Raw genomic sequence first — 15,874 nt, 5'->3', positions numbered from 1 at the left:
TGGGCCGACCGATTGTTACACTCTCAAAAACTTGCGAACGGACAAAATACTGCCCCATATGCCGATCATCACGCCGATACCCAGCAGCAGTGCGGGAATGATCAGAATAAGCTCGTGAACCGGGATCAGTGTGATCAGCATCAGTCCGAGCTGTACTTTCGTATACGTGAGAAGCTCCGCGTATCCCCACAGCAGAACGCCTACAGGGATCGCCGATCCGATGATGCCGAGCAGAGCGCCTTCTATGAAAAAAGGCCAGCGGATAAAGCTGTTCGTCGCTCCGACCAGCTTCATGATGCCGATCTCCCGCCTGCGTGCGACAATCGTAATCTTGATCGTATTCGAGATAAGAAACATTGCGGTAAACGCGAGAAGCAGAACGAACACAAGACCTACGTTGCGGACGATGTCGGTAATTTTGAATAACGTGTCGACGGTGCCTTTGCCGTAGTTGATTTTGTAAATAAGCGGAGGGTTGTTCTGTGCGTCGAGCGCCTTGATCTGTTCGGCCACTTGTCCGACCAGCGGCGGATCGCTCACTTCAATCGTAAACGAATCGTTCAGCGGGTTGTTCTCCCCGTCGAAGCCTTCCAAAAGCTCCTTGCCCTCCGCGCCCATCTTGTCCCGCAGCAGCTCGAGCCCTTCCTCCTTGGATACGTAAGTAACCTTTTTGACGGCGGCGAGGGAGGCGATATCCCGCTGTACGGCGTTTTTCTGCTGCTCGGACGTATTCACTTCGAGATACACGCGGATTTCGACCTGACTTTCGATCTGATCGGCCAAGTTGTTGACGTTAAGCGCCAAGACAAGAAAGATGCCAAGTACAAATAAAGATATCGATATCGCGCTGATCGAGGCGAACGTCATCCAGCCGTTGCGGACAACATTTTTAGCGCCCTCCCGGATGTGCCGACCGAAGGTGCTAATCCTCATAGCCGTAATCCCCTCTCAGCTCGTCGCGGGCAATATTCCCCTTCTCGATGGCGATGACGCGCTGGCGCATCGTGTTGACGATTTCTTTGTTGTGCGTTGCCATGACGATCGTAGCGCCCCGGAAATTAATCTCCTCGAGAAGCTTCATAATGCCCCAAGATGTATCGGGGTCCAAATTACCGGTCGGTTCGTCTGCGATAATGACGGCCGGATTATTCACGATGGCGCGGGCGATCGCCACGCGCTGCTGCTCGCCTCCGGACAGCTGGCTTGGCAGCGATCCGACCTTGTCCTTCAGCCTGACCAGCTCCAGCACTTCCATCGTCCGCTTCTTGATCAGCTTCTTGGGCGCCTCAATGACCTCCATCGCGAATGCGACATTTTCATACACCGTCATCTTCGGCAGCAGCTTAAAATCCTGAAAAATGACTCCGATGTTGCGCCGGACATAAGGAATTTTGCGCTGGCGCAGCTTTTCTAGATTAAAACCGTTTACGAAGATCTGGCCTTTGGTCGGCCTCTCCTCGCGATATATCAATTTCATGAACGTGGATTTTCCCGCACCGGACGGGCCTACCACATATACAAATTCGTGGGCGTCGATTTTCACATTGATGCCTTTCAATGCATGGGTTCCGTCTGGATACGTCTTCCATACATCTTGCATTTCGATCACACGATCACATCCTGTTAATAGTTAACATGTAAGAGTTCGACACCTGGTCCCGAAATCCTCTAGAAAACTTTGTCTTTCTACATATTCTTTCAGATTAGCCCGGCAATCGCCGCTTTTTTTGCTAGTCGTAATACCCTGCGCCCCCCGCATATACATAGGTTGTACCCCTTTAAATCGAGGAGCGTTGCTATGAAACGACGTACGATGAACTCGCTGCTGCTGGCCGCCGTCGCGTGCATGGTTGCGTTATGGATAGCGTTCTGGTGGTATTCGGGACAGCGTGTCGTTCCTCCGGGTGTCCGTCTGGGAGACTTACCGATCGGCGGTATGCCGGAGCGGCAATTCCGGCTCGAGCTGCAGAGCCGGCTTGCTAACTTGTACGGGGAGACCGTACGGCTTGGGCCCGGGGAAAATCCGGAGGGAAGCCATCCCTTCAATTGGGGACAGCTGGGCTTGTCGGTCCGGGAGGAAGAGCTGTCGAAATGGGCCGACTATTGGTTCGGAGGGAGCCGGCTCGAAACGATCAAGCGGAGATGGCAGATGCGCGGCAGCGTCCTTCCGGTTCATCTCGAATTGTCGGAAACGGCCTTGCGCGAAGCTTTATCCAAAGTATGGCCCGCTCCCATGAACCCGGTCACCAGAAACGCAGTTCGCCGCATTACGGCGGACGACCGTGTGGAATACGTTCCGGAGCAGCGTGCCGCAGCCGTTGACGTACCGGAGCTGGTCAAGCGTCTGACCGATCTCGCCTATTCGCGGTTCAACGATCGCGCGCTTACAGAAGAGGGGAACGCCGATCCGCCGCCATTCGTCGTCCTGCCGATGAAGGAAGCCGTTCCGGAGATGACCTTGGATCGGCTCCAGGCGCAAGGCATCGACCGGAAGATCGCCGAGTATTCGACGACCTCTCCCGGAAGCGCCGCAGGCCGGAACCATAATATCCGAGTCACGGCAGGAACGATTCACGATAAGCTGCTCGCTCCCGGCGAACAATTCGACTACGGCGCTATTATCCGTGAGACGGAGAAAACACACGGCTTCCAGGAAGCCCCGGTCATCTACAACGGAAAGCTGGTACCGGGAATCGGCGGGGGCATCTGCCAAGTGTCGACGACGCTGTATAACGCCGTTCTGCGAGCCGGCCTGAAAGTGAACGAACGGCGCAATCATACGCTGCCGATCAGCTACGCGCCGCTCGGTCTGGACGCCACATTTGCAAGCGGTTATATCAACTTCGTATTCACCAACAGCAGCGATCAATATTTGCTCATCCGCACCGAAACGGACGAATCCCGGGTAACAGTAAAACTGTTCGGGCGGCTGCCGGAAAATGTGACGTACGATGTCGAATCCCATGTCATTCAGACGCTGGAGCCCCCGGTTCAATACGTCCATAATCCAACATTGCCGCTCGGCGGTCAGACCTTGCTCCAGCAGGGCAAGCCGGGATTCGTTGTGGAAACCTACCGGATTCGCAAAGAAAACGGCGCCGAGACCGGTAGAGAAAAACTGTCCAAAGATACGTATCAGCCCCAAACGACGCTCGTGGCGATCAATAACGGCGAAGCCAGGCCGGAGGAGAAAAACGGCCCGCCCGGAGGCGGCAAGCCGATCGTCGAAGACGGAGTCAGCGGTCCCGTATTTCCCAAGGGACGCTGACTTCTTTTTTTGTGCACGGAAACAGACGCGAAACGTGACAGTCATATGACGATCGGGACTATGTGACTATGACCGATAATGTGTATAGTAATCGTGTAGAAAATAAACGAATCGGTAGGGTGATGCAAGCGATGACGAAAGCGGAATTTTTCGATATGCTCGATCAAAAGCTGCGCGGCGTGCCGGAACCGGACCGGACGCAAATCATACAGCGGTACGAGGACCTGTTTCACCACGCTTTGGCAAGCGGGGAGACGGAGGAGCAAGTCGTGCACCGGATTTTATATCAGGGCAGCGGAGCGGCGGCCCCGGCTGCTCCCGGCTCCAAAAAAAGCGATTCTTCGCTGCGGCTTATTCTGGGAGGCTTCGCCCTGATCCTGTTTAATCTCATCTTCGTGTTAGGTCCCTTCATCGCCGTCTGCGCGGTACTGTTCAGCTTAGGGCTGGCGGGAATCATTTTGCTGACCTCCCCGTTAGTTTATTATTTTGCCAACGGGATTCCGGACAGTTTGCTGGAGATGCTGTTCGTCATCTTCTCCTGCACGGCGCTGTTTGGGCTCGGACTGATCCTGACGGTGGGCGTCTCTTACGTTGGACCGAAATTTATGCTGCTGATCAAAAAGTATATCGGCCTGAATGTCAAAGCCGCGAGGGGGTATTAAGATGGGCTGGATTCGTAAATCATTGTTTGCTCTCGGGCTGATCTGTCTCGGCGGCGGTCTGGCCGGCTCGATCATCGTGTACTCGGCGGCGGACGGATTTCGCGGCAAAACGGAGCAAATCGACGTGGAGAAAAAAGTGTCCGCGCAGGATATAGAACGGATCGCGATTCATTCGGACTATCCGAATATCAAATTCGTCCGGAGCAGCGACTCGGATATTCACTTGAGGCTGACCGGCCCGATGTCGGACCGGCCGGGCAATAACGCGGATATTCAACTGAATGCGGCAAACGGAACTTTAACGGCGGAAGTCGAGCTGCAAAAGCGAAATAAATGGATTCAATTTAACTTGTTCGAGCTCCTGAACCTGATGGACGGCTCTCTGACCAAGCTGCAGGTAGAAGTAGCCCTTCCCGACAAAAACTTCAAGCTCGTAGAATTGGACACCGATGTCGGTCATATCGACGCAGGGAGTGTGGTTCGCGCCGAACGGCTACGGCTGGAAACGAGTGTAGGCAACATTTCGCTGGACGCCTTCCAGGGCTCCAAGCTGGAATTATCCTCCGAAGTGGGACGTATTGAAGCAAAGCGGCTGGAACCTTCCGATTCGGTACAGGTGGAGACGGAATTCGGCAGCGTCGATTTGTCGTTTGACAAACTGGCGGAGTCGATGGAACTGTCCACGGAAGCAGGCAGCCTGAATGTAAAAGTACCGCGCTCCGCGCCGATTCGCCTCGATCTGAAAAACGAGTTGGGCGGCATAAGCGCCGATCTGCCGGATCTGCAGACCCGTACCAAAACAAACAATACACTGGACGGCAGCGTCGGTTCGGGCGGCCCCTTGCTGAAGGCAAGATCGGAGTTTGGCTCGATTAAGATCGAAGCGAAGTGAGAACGGAGACACGCTGTGAGCAGGTTGTCCCTGATCGTCATAAAGAAACCCTCCCGCCGATGGCGGGAGGGTTTTCGCGTGCTTGAGCATGTGAGCCATGCGATAGCAGCATGGACGATTAGCGTGAGGACTTCCCCTCCGCTCTTACTTGCTGCTCTTCTCCATATATTCCTCAAACCAGGCTTCGCTCGCGGCAAGCGCCTGCTCGGCGCGGCCGATCGCGGCGGATACTTGAACGGTAGCCGTCCCCCCGTAGACGTTGCGGGCGTTGACCACTTGCTCCGGCTGGAGCACCTGGTAGATTTTGTCGTCGAACAGCTCCGAAAATTGCAGAAATTCCTGCAGCGACAAGTCGAGCAAATACTTCTTATTTTGGATGCAGTACAGCACCGTCTTGCCGATCACTTCGTGAGCTTGACGAAAAGGCAAGCCCTTGCCGACCAGATAGTCGGCGATATCGGTGGCGTTGGAGAAATCCTGGTTCACCGCTTGACGCATCCGGTCGCGGTTCACTTTCATCGTCACGATCATCGGCGCAAACAGCTGCAGCGCTCCTTGGAGCGTCCGTACCGTATCGAACATGCCTTCCTTGTCTTCCTGCATATCTTTATTGTAAGCAAGCGGAAGAGCCTTCAGGACGGTCAGCATGCCGACCAGGTTGCCGTAGACACGGCCGGTTTTGCCGCGCACCAGCTCGGCGACGTCCGGATTTTTCTTCTGCGGCATAATGCTGCTGCCGGTGCAGAACGCGTCATCCAGCTCGACGAACTGGAATTCGGTGCTCGACCAGAGGACGAGCTCTTCGCACAGCCGCGACAGATGCGCCATGATAAGCGAAGCATTCGCCAGAAACTCGACGATAAAATCGCGGTCGCTGACCGCATCGAGACTGTTCTCATAGACGCGTTCGAAGCCAAGCTGCTCGGCCACGAAGTGGCGGTCGATCGGGAACGTCGTCCCGGCCAGCGCGCCGGCTCCCAGCGGCAGAGCATTAATGCGCTTGTAGCTGTCGCGCAGACGCTCGATATCGCGGTCGAACATCGACACGTATGCCATCATATGGTGAGCGAACAAGATCGGCTGAGCCCGCTGCAGATGCGTATACCCCGGCACGATCGTATCGAGATTCGCTTTCGCTTGTCCGATCAGCGCTTCCTGCAGCTTCACGAGCATGCCGACAAATTCGACGACGCGCTTGCGCAAGTACAAGTGCATATCGGTCGCCACCTGGTCGTTGCGGCTGCGCCCCGTATGAAGCTTGCCGCCGACAGGGCCGATTTCCTCGATCAGCGTTTTCTCGATATTCATATGAATATCTTCGTCGGATACCGAAAACTCGACTTCTCCGCGACGGATCATTTGAAGCACCTTCAGCAGACCGTCCTGAATTTTCTCCACATCGTCTGCAGGCAAAATCCCGCATTTCCCCAGCATCGTCACGTGCGCCAGGCTGCCTTGAACGTCCTCCTCGGCCAACTCCTTGTCGAACATAATCGACGCCGTATATTCCTCGACCAGCTGGTCCGTCTTTTTCGTAAACCGTCCACCCCAAAGCTTCGACACGCTGTATATTCCCTCCTCAAGGTACACCCTCGTCTATGCGCTCGAAAGGCAAGGATCGCTCCGAACTTGCCCGCCTGCATGCAGCGGGGCTTGCCGGAACGCCTCCTTGCCCTTTTTTTCCAATTTCGCAAAAGTTATTTGTTCTTCGCGTTTTGCTCCACGCCGGAAGCTACGCGCAGGCGAAGCGCGTTCAGGCGGATAAAGCCGGTAGCGTCTCCTTGGTTGTACGCTTTGGACGGGTCCGCTTCCATGGTAGCGATGTCCGGGTTGTACAGGCTGACCGGGCTTTTGACGCCTGCGCCCATCACGTTGCCCTTGTACAGCTTCAGACGAACCGTTCCGGTTACGTTTTTCTGGCTTTCCGCCACGAGCGCCTGAATCGCGAGACGCTCCGGCGCGAACCAGAAGCCGTTGTATACGAGCGTCGCATATTTCGGAATCAGCGAATCGCGCAAATGCATAACATCGCGGTCCATCGTCAGCGACTCCATCTTCCGGTGAGCCACGAACAGGATCGTTCCGCCCGGAGTCTCGTACACACCGCGGCTCTTCATGCCGACGAAACGGTTCTCGACCATATCGACGCGGCCGATGCCGTGCTTGCCGCCGAGCTCGTTGAGCGTCTCCATCACTTCGAGCGCGTTCATCCGTTGGCCGTTAATGGCTACGCAATCGCCCTGCTCGAACTCCAGCTCTACGTATTCCGCTTCATCCGGAGCTTCTTCCGGCGAACGGCTCAGTACGTACATATCGCGGTTGGAGTCCGCCGCAGCGTCGAACCAAGGATCTTCGAGCATGCCGCTCTCGAAGCTGATATGCAGCAGGTTGCGGTCCGTCGAATAAGGCTTGGCTGCCGAAGCGGTAACCGGAATGCCATGCTTCTCCGCATACGCGATCATCTCGGCGCGGCCCGGGAACTGCTCGCGGAATTCTTCGATCCGCCAAGGTGCGATCACTTCCAGCTCCGGAGCGAGTGCGGCTGCGGTCAGCTCGAAGCGGACCTGGTCGTTGCCTTTGCCGGTAGCGCCGTGGGCGATGGCCGTTGCGCCTTCCGCGCGTGCAATCTCGACCATGCGCTTGGCGATCAGCGGGCGGGCGATGCTTGTCCCGAGCAAATATTGTCCTTCATAAAGCGCCCCGGCCTGGAACATCGGGTAAATAAAATCGCTCGCGAATTCGTCGCGCAGATCGTCGATGTACGCTTTCGTGGCGCCGGTGCGCAGCGCTTTTTCCTCGAGTCCGTCCAGCTCGTCCTTTTGTCCGATGTCGGCGGTGAATGCGATGATCTCCGCGTCGTACGTTTCTTTCAGCCATGTCAAAATGACGGATGTATCCAGCCCGCCGGAGTACGCCAGTACGATTTTTTGTTTCGCCATGTGATCTGATCTCCCTCTCTAAACGAATCCATCGGATTATGGGAGCCCGGCGGTACAGACCCGATACAGTCTGCGCGGCCGGGCTAAAATTACAACGTCACCATTAGGACATTAATGCGGCCATAACCGCTTTTTGCGCATGCAGACGATTCTCCGCCTGATCGAAAATGATCGAATTCGGCCCGTCGATAACGCCTTCGCTTACTTCCTCGCCGCGGTGAGCCGGCAGGCAGTGCATGAACAGGTAGTCTTTCTTCGCGTAGCTGGTCATCTCTTCATTGACCTGATAGTTCTTAAACGCAATCTCTCGGGCCGCCTGCTCGGATTCGAAGCCCATGCTCGCCCATACGTCGGTATAGACGACATCCGCGTTCTCGATCGCTTCTCTCGTGTCGCGGGTCAGCAGGAGCGAACCGCCGGTTAACGCCGCATTTTCACGGGAGTTCTTGACAACTTCCGGATCGGGATCGTAACCTTCCGGCGAAGCGACCGCCATATGCATGCCCAGCTTGGCAGCGCCCATCATTAAGGAGTGTACCATATTGTTGCCGTCGCCGATATATGCGATTTTGAGTCCTTGCAGCTTGCCCTTTCTCTCCAGAACCGTCTGGTAGTCGGCCAGCGCCTGGCAAGGGTGGGAGCGGTCGGTCAACCCGTTGATGACCGGCACGGTAGCGCCCCGCGCCAAGTCGATGACGGTACGGTGAGCATACGTCCGGATCATAATGCCGTCGAGGTAGCGGGACATCGTTTGCGCCGTATCCCATATCGTTTCGCCGCGGCCCAGCTGGAGATCGTTTTTGCTCAGGAACAAAGCGTGACCGCCCAGTTGATACATCCCCACTTCAAACGATACGCGCGTCCGGGTGGACGATTTCTCGAATATCATGCCGAGCGTTTTGCCTTTGAGCGGCTGGAACGGCTGACCGGATTTCTGCTTTTTCTTCAAATCGATTGCCAAGTCGAGCAGATAACGAATTTCTTCCGGTGTATAATCAACGAGCCCGAGAAAATCCCGGCCCTTTAAGCTTGCGGCCATATCTTGAATCGCGATATCAGACATCTTGCTCCTCCTTTATGTCAGGGCGCCTTGGGAAGCTCCATCCGGCGCCCGCCTGATCGTTTCGTTGCATTATTTAACCGAAGCGGCCGCCTTCCGGGCGAGAACATCGGCAATGATGCCGATCCCTTCGTTAACCTCTTCGCGTGTGACGAGCAGATTCGGCAGCAGACGAATGACGTTAGGACCCGCCGCTGTGACGAGCAGCCCGGCCTCGTGAATCACCGGCACAAATTCCGACGCCGGCAAGGTGCACTCGATTCCGATCAGCAGCCCTTTGCCGCGGATCTGTTTCACCAGCGGGTTGCCGGCGAGCTTCGCGTGCAGCTCGGACAGGATGTAGTCTCCCATCTCTGCAGCGCGTCCTGCCAGGTTCTCCTCAAGCATCGTCTCCACTGTCGCGATCCCCGCCGCCGTCGCAATCGGCGTACCGCCGAACGTCGAGCCGTGACTGCCCGGGCCGAACGCCTCGCGCAGCTTCGCTTTGCCCAGCATGGCGCCGATCGGGAATCCGCTCGCAAGCGCTTTGGCCAGTGTAATAATATCCGGCTCGATGCCGTAATGCTCGTAGGCGAACAATTTACCGGTACGGCCCATCCCGGTTTGAATCTCGTCGATAATGAGCAGCAGATCGTGCTCCTTGCACAGACGCACCACTTCCTGTACGAACTCCGGTTCGGCCGGATTGACCCCGCCCTCGCCCTGTACGAGCTCCAGCATGATCGCGCACGTCTTGTCGGTTACGAAACCTTTCAGCGCCTCCGCGTCGTTGTATGGAGCGTATACGAAGCCTTCCGGAAGCGGGTGGAACCCTTCCTTCACTTTATCCTGTCCGGTAGCGGTCAGCGTAGCCAGTGTACGGCCGTGGAACGAAGTATGGAATGTAATAATTTCGTAGCGCTGCTTGCCCAGCACCTTGGCGTTATACTTGCGAGCCAGCTTGATTGCCGCTTCGTTCGCCTCCGCACCGCTGTTGCAGAAAAAGGCGGCGTCCAGGCAGCTGTTGTCGACCAGCAGCTGGCCCAGCTTCTCCTGATTCGGGATATGAAACAGATTGCTGACGTGCCACAGCTCGCCGAGCTGCTCGACCAGCTTCTCTTTTACCTTTTGCGGCGCATGCCCGAGGTTCGTCACTGCCAGTCCGCTTGCGAAATCGAGATATTCTTTGCCTTGATCGTCCCACAGCCGGCTGCCTTCCCCTTTTACGAGCGTAATCGGGAATCTGGCATAGGTGGGGAACAGTGCGCTTTGTTGTTCGCTCATATGTGCTCACTCCGTTTCTTTCAGTTCGTCCGTTCCATCACAACTCGCAGCTGCTATCGCTGGATACGAGTGCCGATCTTGTCTCCGCGCAGCACTTTGCTGAGCACTTCCGGCTCGCTGCCGTTTACGATTACGACTTCTTTGACATCGCCCTGGATGCACTGGATCGCCGCACGTACTTTCGGGATCATCCCGCCGTATATCTCGCCGCTGGTTATCATCTGTTCAATATCCGCCACGGTCACGACAGGTAAAACCCGCTTCTCACCGTCAACCGTCTTCATAATGCCCGGCACGTCCGTTACGACGATCATCCGCTCAACGCCAATATGGGAAGCGACCGCGCCTGCCGCCGTATCGGCGTTGATGTTATAGCGCTGTGCGCCTTCTCCGATCCCGACCGGTGCTACGACCGGCATATAACCCATCCGGACGATCCCTTGGATGATCTCCGCATTGACGTGCGTAACGTCGCCTACGAGCCCGACCTCGTGCGCATTCGCTACCGGCTTCGCCTGAATCAGGTGGCCGTCTACACCGGACAAGCCCAGCGCTTTGGCGCCCGACTTCTGGATTTTACGGACGATTTCTTTGTTGATTTGCCCGGACAGCACCATCTCGACGACGTCGAGCACCGCTTCGTTCGTTTTCCGCAGTCCGTTCACAAACTCCGTTTCGATGCCCAGCTTGCCCAGCGTATCCGATATTGCGGGACCGCCTCCGTGTACGATAACCGGGATCGTTCCTTCGTCCTGCAGCTTCTTCAGATCCAGAAAAAAAGCGTCGGGCAGCGCGGCCAGCGTGCTCCCCCCGCATTTCATCACAAAACAGTTGTTGCTCATGAATCGGTTCTCCTTTACTTCTGTACCGCTTCTCTATGGAAAATGGATGGTATAATAGCGAAATTACGTCCGGTATGCCGCATTAATACGAACATAATCATAGGTCAGATCGCAGCCCCATGCGGTAGCGCCGCTGCCCCCCATATGCAGATCAACGTGAATCAGCACGAACTCGCCCTTCAAATATTCGGCGGCCTTCTCTTCGTCGAACTTCACCGGACGCGACTGCTCCAGCGTGACGATATCGCCTAGACGGATATCCACCGTCTCCGTATTTACCGGATAACCGGCGCGACCGATCGCAGCGATGATCCGTCCCCAGTTGGCGTCGGCGCCGAAGCAAGCGGACTTCACGAGACTCGATCCGATGACCGTCTTGGCAAAAGCGCGAGCCGCTTCCACCGATTCCGCGCCGACCACGTTCACCTCGATCAGCTTCGTGGCGCCCTCGCCGTCGCGGGCGATCGCTTTGGCCAGCACCTCGCCGACATAGCGGAAGCCTGCGGCGAACGCTTCCCAGTCCGGATGGCTCTCGGTCAACTCGCCGTTGCCGGCCAGTCCGCTCGCCATCACGACCACCATGTCGTTCGTACTCGTATCTCCGTCCACTGTGATCATATTAAACGTCGTATCCGTTACTCCGTTAAGCAGCTTTTGCAGCGAAGCCGCAGGAACTGCCGCATCGGTCGTGATGAAGCCCAGCATCGTCGCCATATTCGGATGGATCATGCCCGATCCTTTGGCCGCCCCGGCGATATGTACCGTTTGGCCGTCCACCGTCAGTTTGACGCAAACCGACTTCTTGGTCAGATCCGTCGTCAAAATCGCCTGGCAAAACTGGTCTCCGCCTTCGTCCGAAGCGGATACGCGCTCAGGCAGCCCGGCAATGCCAGATGTTACTTTATCCATTTTCAGCAGCTCGCCGATCACGCCAGTGGACGTAACGCCCACGTAATGATCTGGCACGCCGAACGCTTTGGCCGCTTCCGAACGCATCGTCCGCGCGTCCTCATCGCCTTGTTTCCCCGTACATGCATTTGCGTTGCCGGAGTTGACCAGCATGACTTGAAGCTTCCCTTCCACCGCCAAGCTGTCCTTCGTCACTTGCAGCGGAGCCGCCTGAAACGCGTTAAGCGTATATACGCCCGCCGCCGAAGCCGGAACGTCGCATACGATGACACCCAAATCGTTGCGCTGGGTCTTCTTCAGACCGCAATGCAAGCCTCCGGCCCGAAACCCTTTCGGCGTCGTGACCGAGCCATTCTCCACCACTACAAATTCGCCATGCTGCGCCATCGCAACCACCACCATCTTTCTGCAAACTGCAAATACTTATAATTTGGAACAGCCCCCGAGACCGCCGAAGTCGTACCATTAAGCGACAGCAGCGTCCGGAAGCCATGAGCCATTTCGTCCTGGTGCATCTATAGAAAACCGTTACGGATATACCGGAGTAAAGTCGAGCCCGGTCGACTCGTCCCAGCCCATCATCAGGTTCAGGTTCTGTACCGCTTGCCCGGCTGCGCCCTTCATCAGGTTATCGATGACCGAGATGACCGTTACCCGGCCTGTCCTCGCGTCGACCGATACGCCGATATCGCAATAGTTCGAGCCGGATACTTCCTTCGTCGCCGGATATTTGCCCACCGGGCGAATCCGCACGAATTTCCGTCCTTCGTAGTAGCTGCGGAACAAATTCACGACCTCTTCGTCCGTCCGGGCCTGCGTAAGCTTCGCATAGCTGGTGACCAGAATGCCGCGGGTCATCGGCAGCAGATGCGTCGTGAACGTCATCGTTACTTCCTGGCCGGCTACGCGGCTGAGCGTCTGTTCGATCTCCGGCGTATGCTGATGCCGGTTCACTTTGTAAGCCAGCGTGCTCTCATTGATCTCCGAGTAGTGATAGGCCAGGCCGAGTCCGCGTCCCGCCCCCGATACGCCCGTCTTCGCGTCCGATATAATCGTAGACGGATCGATCCATCCTTCCGCCAGAAGCGGCACGAGACCGAGCGACGTCGCCGTAGGGAAGCATCCCGGGTTCGCGATCAGATCGGCTCCGCGCACGTCTTCGCCGAATACTTCGCACAATCCGTACACCGCCCGATCCAGATAAGCCGGATCTGCAGGCTTATGTTTATACCAGGTCTCGTATACATCTCCTTGCTTCAGCCTGAGGTCTCCGGACACGTCGATGACTTTCAGCCCCGCATCGATCAGCTTCGGAGACAGCTCCGTGCTAACCCCGTGCGGAGTCGCCAGAAAAACAACATCGGCCTTGCTCTTCATGGCCGCAACATCAATCGCCTCGAGCCGATCTGTAACGATCTCCGATAAGTGCGGATACCCTTCCGCATACAAAGCTCCTGCGTTCGAAGAAGAAATGACCGATGTAATCTCCGCCTTCGGATGCTGCAATAAAAGCCGGATCAATTCGACGCCGCCGTAGCCGGTCGAGCCTACGATAGCCGTTCTGAGCTTACCGTTCATGATTATGCCTCCCCATAACAGCAAAGTTCCGTTCCTTTCTCCCAAGAACAGGACCGGTGTTGCCTGCCGTTTTTGTATCGTTGTTTCTCGCAATCCTATGATTCCGTCCCGAAACATATGCATCATTATACATTCAAAAGAATAATAATTCAATCGCTTTTTTATCCGGATTCCCGTCTTCCCTTATCAGCAAAATCAGCCAAAAACACTGTGCTGAACATCTCTCCAATTGAAGTGCAGCAAATCGAAATGTTCTATGAAGAGCGACGGATCATGCCCCATCAGAAAACCCGCCACGCAGCAGATGGCTCACGAGCGATTCGTCTCTTTTTCGATCATACGGAATATTGAACGGAACTGCAACTGGCTTTTCCGGGCTTAGCCATGAAGCTTGAATCCTTCTCCCAGCACTTCGCTGGCATCGGCTAAAATAACGAAGGCCGCAGGGTCTACCGCCTTGACGAGCGTCTTCAGCCGGGTCTCCTCGGTCTGGCTGACGACCACCATCAGGGTAGGCCGGTCTTCCCCCGTATACCCGCCCCGGCCGGCCAATACGGTCAGGCCCCGGTCCAGCTCGAACAGGACCGCCTCACGGATCGCCTCTGTTTCCTTGGTCATGATAAAAGCGACCTTCGAGTACCGGAAGCCGATCTGAACGACATCGATCGTTTTCGTCGTGACGAACAGGCCGATCAGCGCCAGCAGCGCTTTCTCCGGCGAGAAGACGATCCCCGCCGTTACAATGACCGCCCCGTCCAGCATGGCTACAGCGATGCCGTAACCGATCCCCGTCCATTTATGGATTAACTGAGCCGCCGAATCGAGCCCTCCTGTAGAACCTCTGCCGCGGAACACGATGCCGAGTCCCGCTCCAATCCCGATTCCCCCGTAGATCGTGGCCAGCAGCGGGTCTGTCGTTAAAGGACCGATATCACGCGACAAAAGGACAAAAAGCGGGAGCACGATCGATGCCACCGCTGTCTTCAAACCAAACTGTCCGCCCAAAAAAAGCAGGCCGAGCATAAACAAGGGAATGTTAAGCACCCACTGCATAATAGCCGGCTCGATGCCGAACAAATGCTGAATGATGGTGGAGATGCCGGCCACTCCTCCGGATGCGATCCGGTTCGGGTTCAAGAACATATTAAAGCTAAGGGCAATGATCAGACAGCCGGTCAGCAACAATATATATTCGATCGTATGATGCAGCGGACTTCCGATCCGGATTGCGGGCTGTTTACGGCGCATTGGCATTCTCCTTCCCTCTATTCAGCCGTGCGGTGTAAAAATAAATCCTACACTATAGTGTAGGATAAAGGTTTCCCTGTATATTCATCAAACGTCAGCCGGTTTTATTTGGTGACGCAAGTACGCATCGATAAACGGCTCGATTTCGCCGTCCATGACCGCTTGAACGTTCCCGGTCTCCGCTTGGGTACGGTGATCCTTGACCATGCTGTACGGATGGAACACATAGGAGCGGATCTGACTGCCCCATGCGATATCGGATTGCTCGCCGCGAATCTCGGCCAGATGCTTGGCTTGCTCCTCCAGCTTTTTCTCGTACAGCTTCGAGCGAAGCATCTTCATGGCGCGTTCGCGGTTCTGAATCTGCGACCGCTCCAACTGACAAGCTACGACGATTCCACTTGGGATATGCGTAATCCGCACGGCCGACTCGGTCCGGTTGACGTGCTGTCCACCCGCTCCGCTCGCCCGGTACGTATCGACCCGCAAATCTTCAGTACGGATCTCGACCTCTACGTCTTCCTCGATCTCCGGAACGACGTCGCACGATACAAACGATGTATGACGGCGTCCGGATGCATCAAACGGGGAGATCCGTACCAGCCGGTGCACGCCCTTCTCCGCTTTCAAGTAACCGTAGGCATTGTGCCCCTTGATAGAGAGCGTAACGCTCTTAACGCCCGCTTCATCACCCGGCAGGTAGTCGAGCAGCTCCACCTTAAAGCCTTTTTTCTCCGAATATCTGCGGTACATACGGAGCAGCAGGTCCGCCCAGTCTTGGGACTCGGTACCGCCGGCGCCCGGATGCAGCTCCAGAATGCAATCGTACTTATCGTACGGCTGATTCAGCAGCAGTTGCAGCTCGAAGCCTTGCAGTTTCGCATGCAGTTCGCGAATGCTTGAGGTCAAGTCCGCCGCCATGCTGTCGTCGCCCTCTTCCTCGGCCAACTCCAGCATCACTTCGATATCCTCGTAAGCCGAAGCGAGTCCTTGGAACTCGTCGACTACCGACTTGACCGCATTCATCTCGCCGATTACCTTTTGCGCTTTCTCGTTATCGTCCCAGAAATCGGGAGCGGCCATCTTCTCTTCAAAGTTGCCGATCTGCTCCAGCTTCAGATCTAAGTCAAAGAGACCCCCTAAGGTCTTGAATTCGCTTAGCCACTTCCCGTAAATCCTGCTTCACATCTGCTTCCAACATGATTCCGTTCAC

General features: G+C 56.0%; 14 protein-coding genes. 3 read left to right on the top strand and 11 right to left on the bottom strand.

Features of this window, described 5'->3' with window-relative positions; all coding sequences use genetic code 11:
• Positions 1 to 15: 15 nt before the first annotated feature.
• A complete protein-coding gene (gene ftsX / locus IDH45_RS16845; RefSeq protein ID WP_190929288.1) occupies positions 16 to 933 on the bottom strand; it encodes a permease-like cell division protein FtsX in 918 nt (305 codons plus the stop codon).
• Positions 923 to 1,609, bottom strand: coding sequence for a cell division ATP-binding protein FtsE (gene ftsE / locus IDH45_RS16840; RefSeq protein WP_190929287.1), 687 nt, complete (start codon positions 1,607 to 1,609; stop codon positions 923 to 925). Before ftsE ends, ftsX begins: the two co-directional genes overlap by 11 nt.
• A gap of 189 nt (positions 1,610 to 1,798) precedes the next feature.
• Between ftsE and IDH45_RS16835 the strand changes: the two genes are divergently transcribed.
• From IDH45_RS16835 to IDH45_RS16825, 3 genes are all read left to right on the top strand, one after another.
• Entirely contained in the window at positions 1,799 to 3,268 is a 1,470-nt protein-coding gene (locus IDH45_RS16835) for a VanW family protein (protein WP_190929286.1), read from the top strand.
• Between the two features lie 131 nt (positions 3,269 to 3,399).
• Positions 3,400 to 3,930, top strand: a complete 531-nt coding sequence (locus IDH45_RS16830) for a DUF1700 domain-containing protein (RefSeq protein WP_190929285.1) — start codon at positions 3,400 to 3,402, stop codon at positions 3,928 to 3,930.
• Between the two features lies 1 nt (position 3,931).
• Positions 3,932 to 4,822, top strand: coding sequence for a DUF4097 family beta strand repeat-containing protein (locus tag IDH45_RS16825; protein ID WP_190929284.1), 891 nt, complete (start codon positions 3,932 to 3,934; stop codon positions 4,820 to 4,822).
• A 144-nt stretch (positions 4,823 to 4,966) separates the two neighbouring features.
• On the opposite strand, the gene argH is transcribed toward IDH45_RS16825, so the two are convergent.
• From argH to prfB, 9 genes are all read right to left on the bottom strand, one after another.
• Positions 4,967 to 6,385: an argininosuccinate lyase gene (gene argH / locus IDH45_RS16820; RefSeq protein WP_190929283.1), complete on the bottom strand. Its 1,419-nt coding sequence runs from the start codon at positions 6,383 to 6,385 to the stop codon at positions 4,967 to 4,969.
• A 134-nt stretch (positions 6,386 to 6,519) separates the two neighbouring features.
• Positions 6,520 to 7,761, bottom strand: coding sequence for an argininosuccinate synthase (locus IDH45_RS16815; RefSeq protein WP_190929282.1), 1,242 nt, complete (start codon positions 7,759 to 7,761; stop codon positions 6,520 to 6,522).
• A 103-nt stretch (positions 7,762 to 7,864) separates the two neighbouring features.
• A complete protein-coding gene (gene argF / locus IDH45_RS16810; protein WP_190929281.1) occupies positions 7,865 to 8,824 on the bottom strand; it encodes an ornithine carbamoyltransferase in 960 nt (319 codons plus the stop codon).
• A 69-nt stretch (positions 8,825 to 8,893) separates the two neighbouring features.
• On the bottom strand, positions 8,894 to 10,084 hold the full coding sequence (locus IDH45_RS16805; RefSeq protein ID WP_190929280.1) for an acetylornithine transaminase: 1,191 nt from the start codon (positions 10,082 to 10,084) through the stop codon (positions 8,894 to 8,896).
• A 53-nt stretch (positions 10,085 to 10,137) separates the two neighbouring features.
• On the bottom strand, positions 10,138 to 10,926 hold the full coding sequence (argB, locus tag IDH45_RS16800; protein ID WP_190929279.1) for an acetylglutamate kinase: 789 nt from the start codon (positions 10,924 to 10,926) through the stop codon (positions 10,138 to 10,140).
• 63 nt (positions 10,927 to 10,989) lie between these two features.
• The gene (gene argJ, locus IDH45_RS16795; RefSeq protein ID WP_190929278.1) at positions 10,990 to 12,222 is read right to left on the bottom strand and encodes a bifunctional glutamate N-acetyltransferase/amino-acid acetyltransferase ArgJ; all 1,233 of its coding nucleotides are present in this window, start codon (positions 12,220 to 12,222) and stop codon (positions 10,990 to 10,992) included.
• 141 nt (positions 12,223 to 12,363) lie between these two features.
• Positions 12,364 to 13,413, bottom strand: coding sequence for an N-acetyl-gamma-glutamyl-phosphate reductase (gene argC / locus IDH45_RS16790; protein ID WP_190929277.1), 1,050 nt, complete (start codon positions 13,411 to 13,413; stop codon positions 12,364 to 12,366).
• A 378-nt stretch (positions 13,414 to 13,791) separates the two neighbouring features.
• Complete coding sequence (locus tag IDH45_RS16785) at positions 13,792 to 14,661, bottom strand: YitT family protein (RefSeq protein ID WP_397327078.1); 870 nt, start codon at positions 14,659 to 14,661, stop codon at positions 13,792 to 13,794.
• An 87-nt stretch (positions 14,662 to 14,748) separates the two neighbouring features.
• A protein-coding gene (gene prfB / locus IDH45_RS16780) for a peptide chain release factor 2 (RefSeq protein WP_190929275.1) occupies positions 14,749 to 15,862 on the bottom strand; the annotation gives its coding sequence in 2 pieces (ribosomal slippage) (positions 14,749 to 15,789 and positions 15,791 to 15,862; 1,113 coding nt in all).
• Positions 15,863 to 15,874 lie beyond the last annotated feature (12 nt).

Origin of the sequence: Paenibacillus oceani (assembly GCF_014705615.1) — a bacterium.
Classification (GTDB): Bacteria; Bacillota; Bacilli; order Paenibacillales; family NBRC-103111; genus Paenibacillus_AB; species Paenibacillus_AB oceani.
This window is presented reverse-complemented; position numbering and strand designations above follow the sequence as displayed.

Excerpts from the sequence above, each read along its gene's own strand:
- IDH45_RS16785 (WP_397327078.1), bottom strand. The coding sequence starts at position 14,661 with ATGCGCCGTAAACAGCCCGCAATCCGGATCGGAAGTCCGCTGCATCAT.
- argF (WP_190929281.1), bottom strand. The coding sequence starts at position 8,824 with ATGTCTGATATCGCGATTCAAGATATGGCCGCAAGCTTAAAGGGCCGG.
- IDH45_RS16835 (WP_190929286.1), top strand. The coding sequence starts at position 1,799 with ATGAAACGACGTACGATGAACTCGCTGCTGCTGGCCGCCGTCGCGTGC.
- ftsX (WP_190929288.1), bottom strand. The coding sequence starts at position 933 with ATGAGGATTAGCACCTTCGGTCGGCACATCCGGGAGGGCGCTAAAAAT.
- argJ (WP_190929278.1), bottom strand. The coding sequence starts at position 12,222 with ATGGCGCAGCATGGCGAATTTGTAGTGGTGGAGAATGGCTCGGTCACG.
- IDH45_RS16830 (WP_190929285.1), top strand. The coding sequence starts at position 3,400 with ATGACGAAAGCGGAATTTTTCGATATGCTCGATCAAAAGCTGCGCGGC.
- IDH45_RS16825 (WP_190929284.1), top strand. The coding sequence starts at position 3,932 with ATGGGCTGGATTCGTAAATCATTGTTTGCTCTCGGGCTGATCTGTCTC.
- IDH45_RS16815 (WP_190929282.1), bottom strand. The coding sequence starts at position 7,761 with ATGGCGAAACAAAAAATCGTACTGGCGTACTCCGGCGGGCTGGATACA.
- IDH45_RS16805 (WP_190929280.1), bottom strand. The coding sequence starts at position 10,084 with ATGAGCGAACAACAAAGCGCACTGTTCCCCACCTATGCCAGATTCCCG.
- argC (WP_190929277.1), bottom strand. The coding sequence starts at position 13,413 with ATGAACGGTAAGCTCAGAACGGCTATCGTAGGCTCGACCGGCTACGGC.
- argB (WP_190929279.1), bottom strand. The coding sequence starts at position 10,926 with ATGAGCAACAACTGTTTTGTGATGAAATGCGGGGGGAGCACGCTGGCC.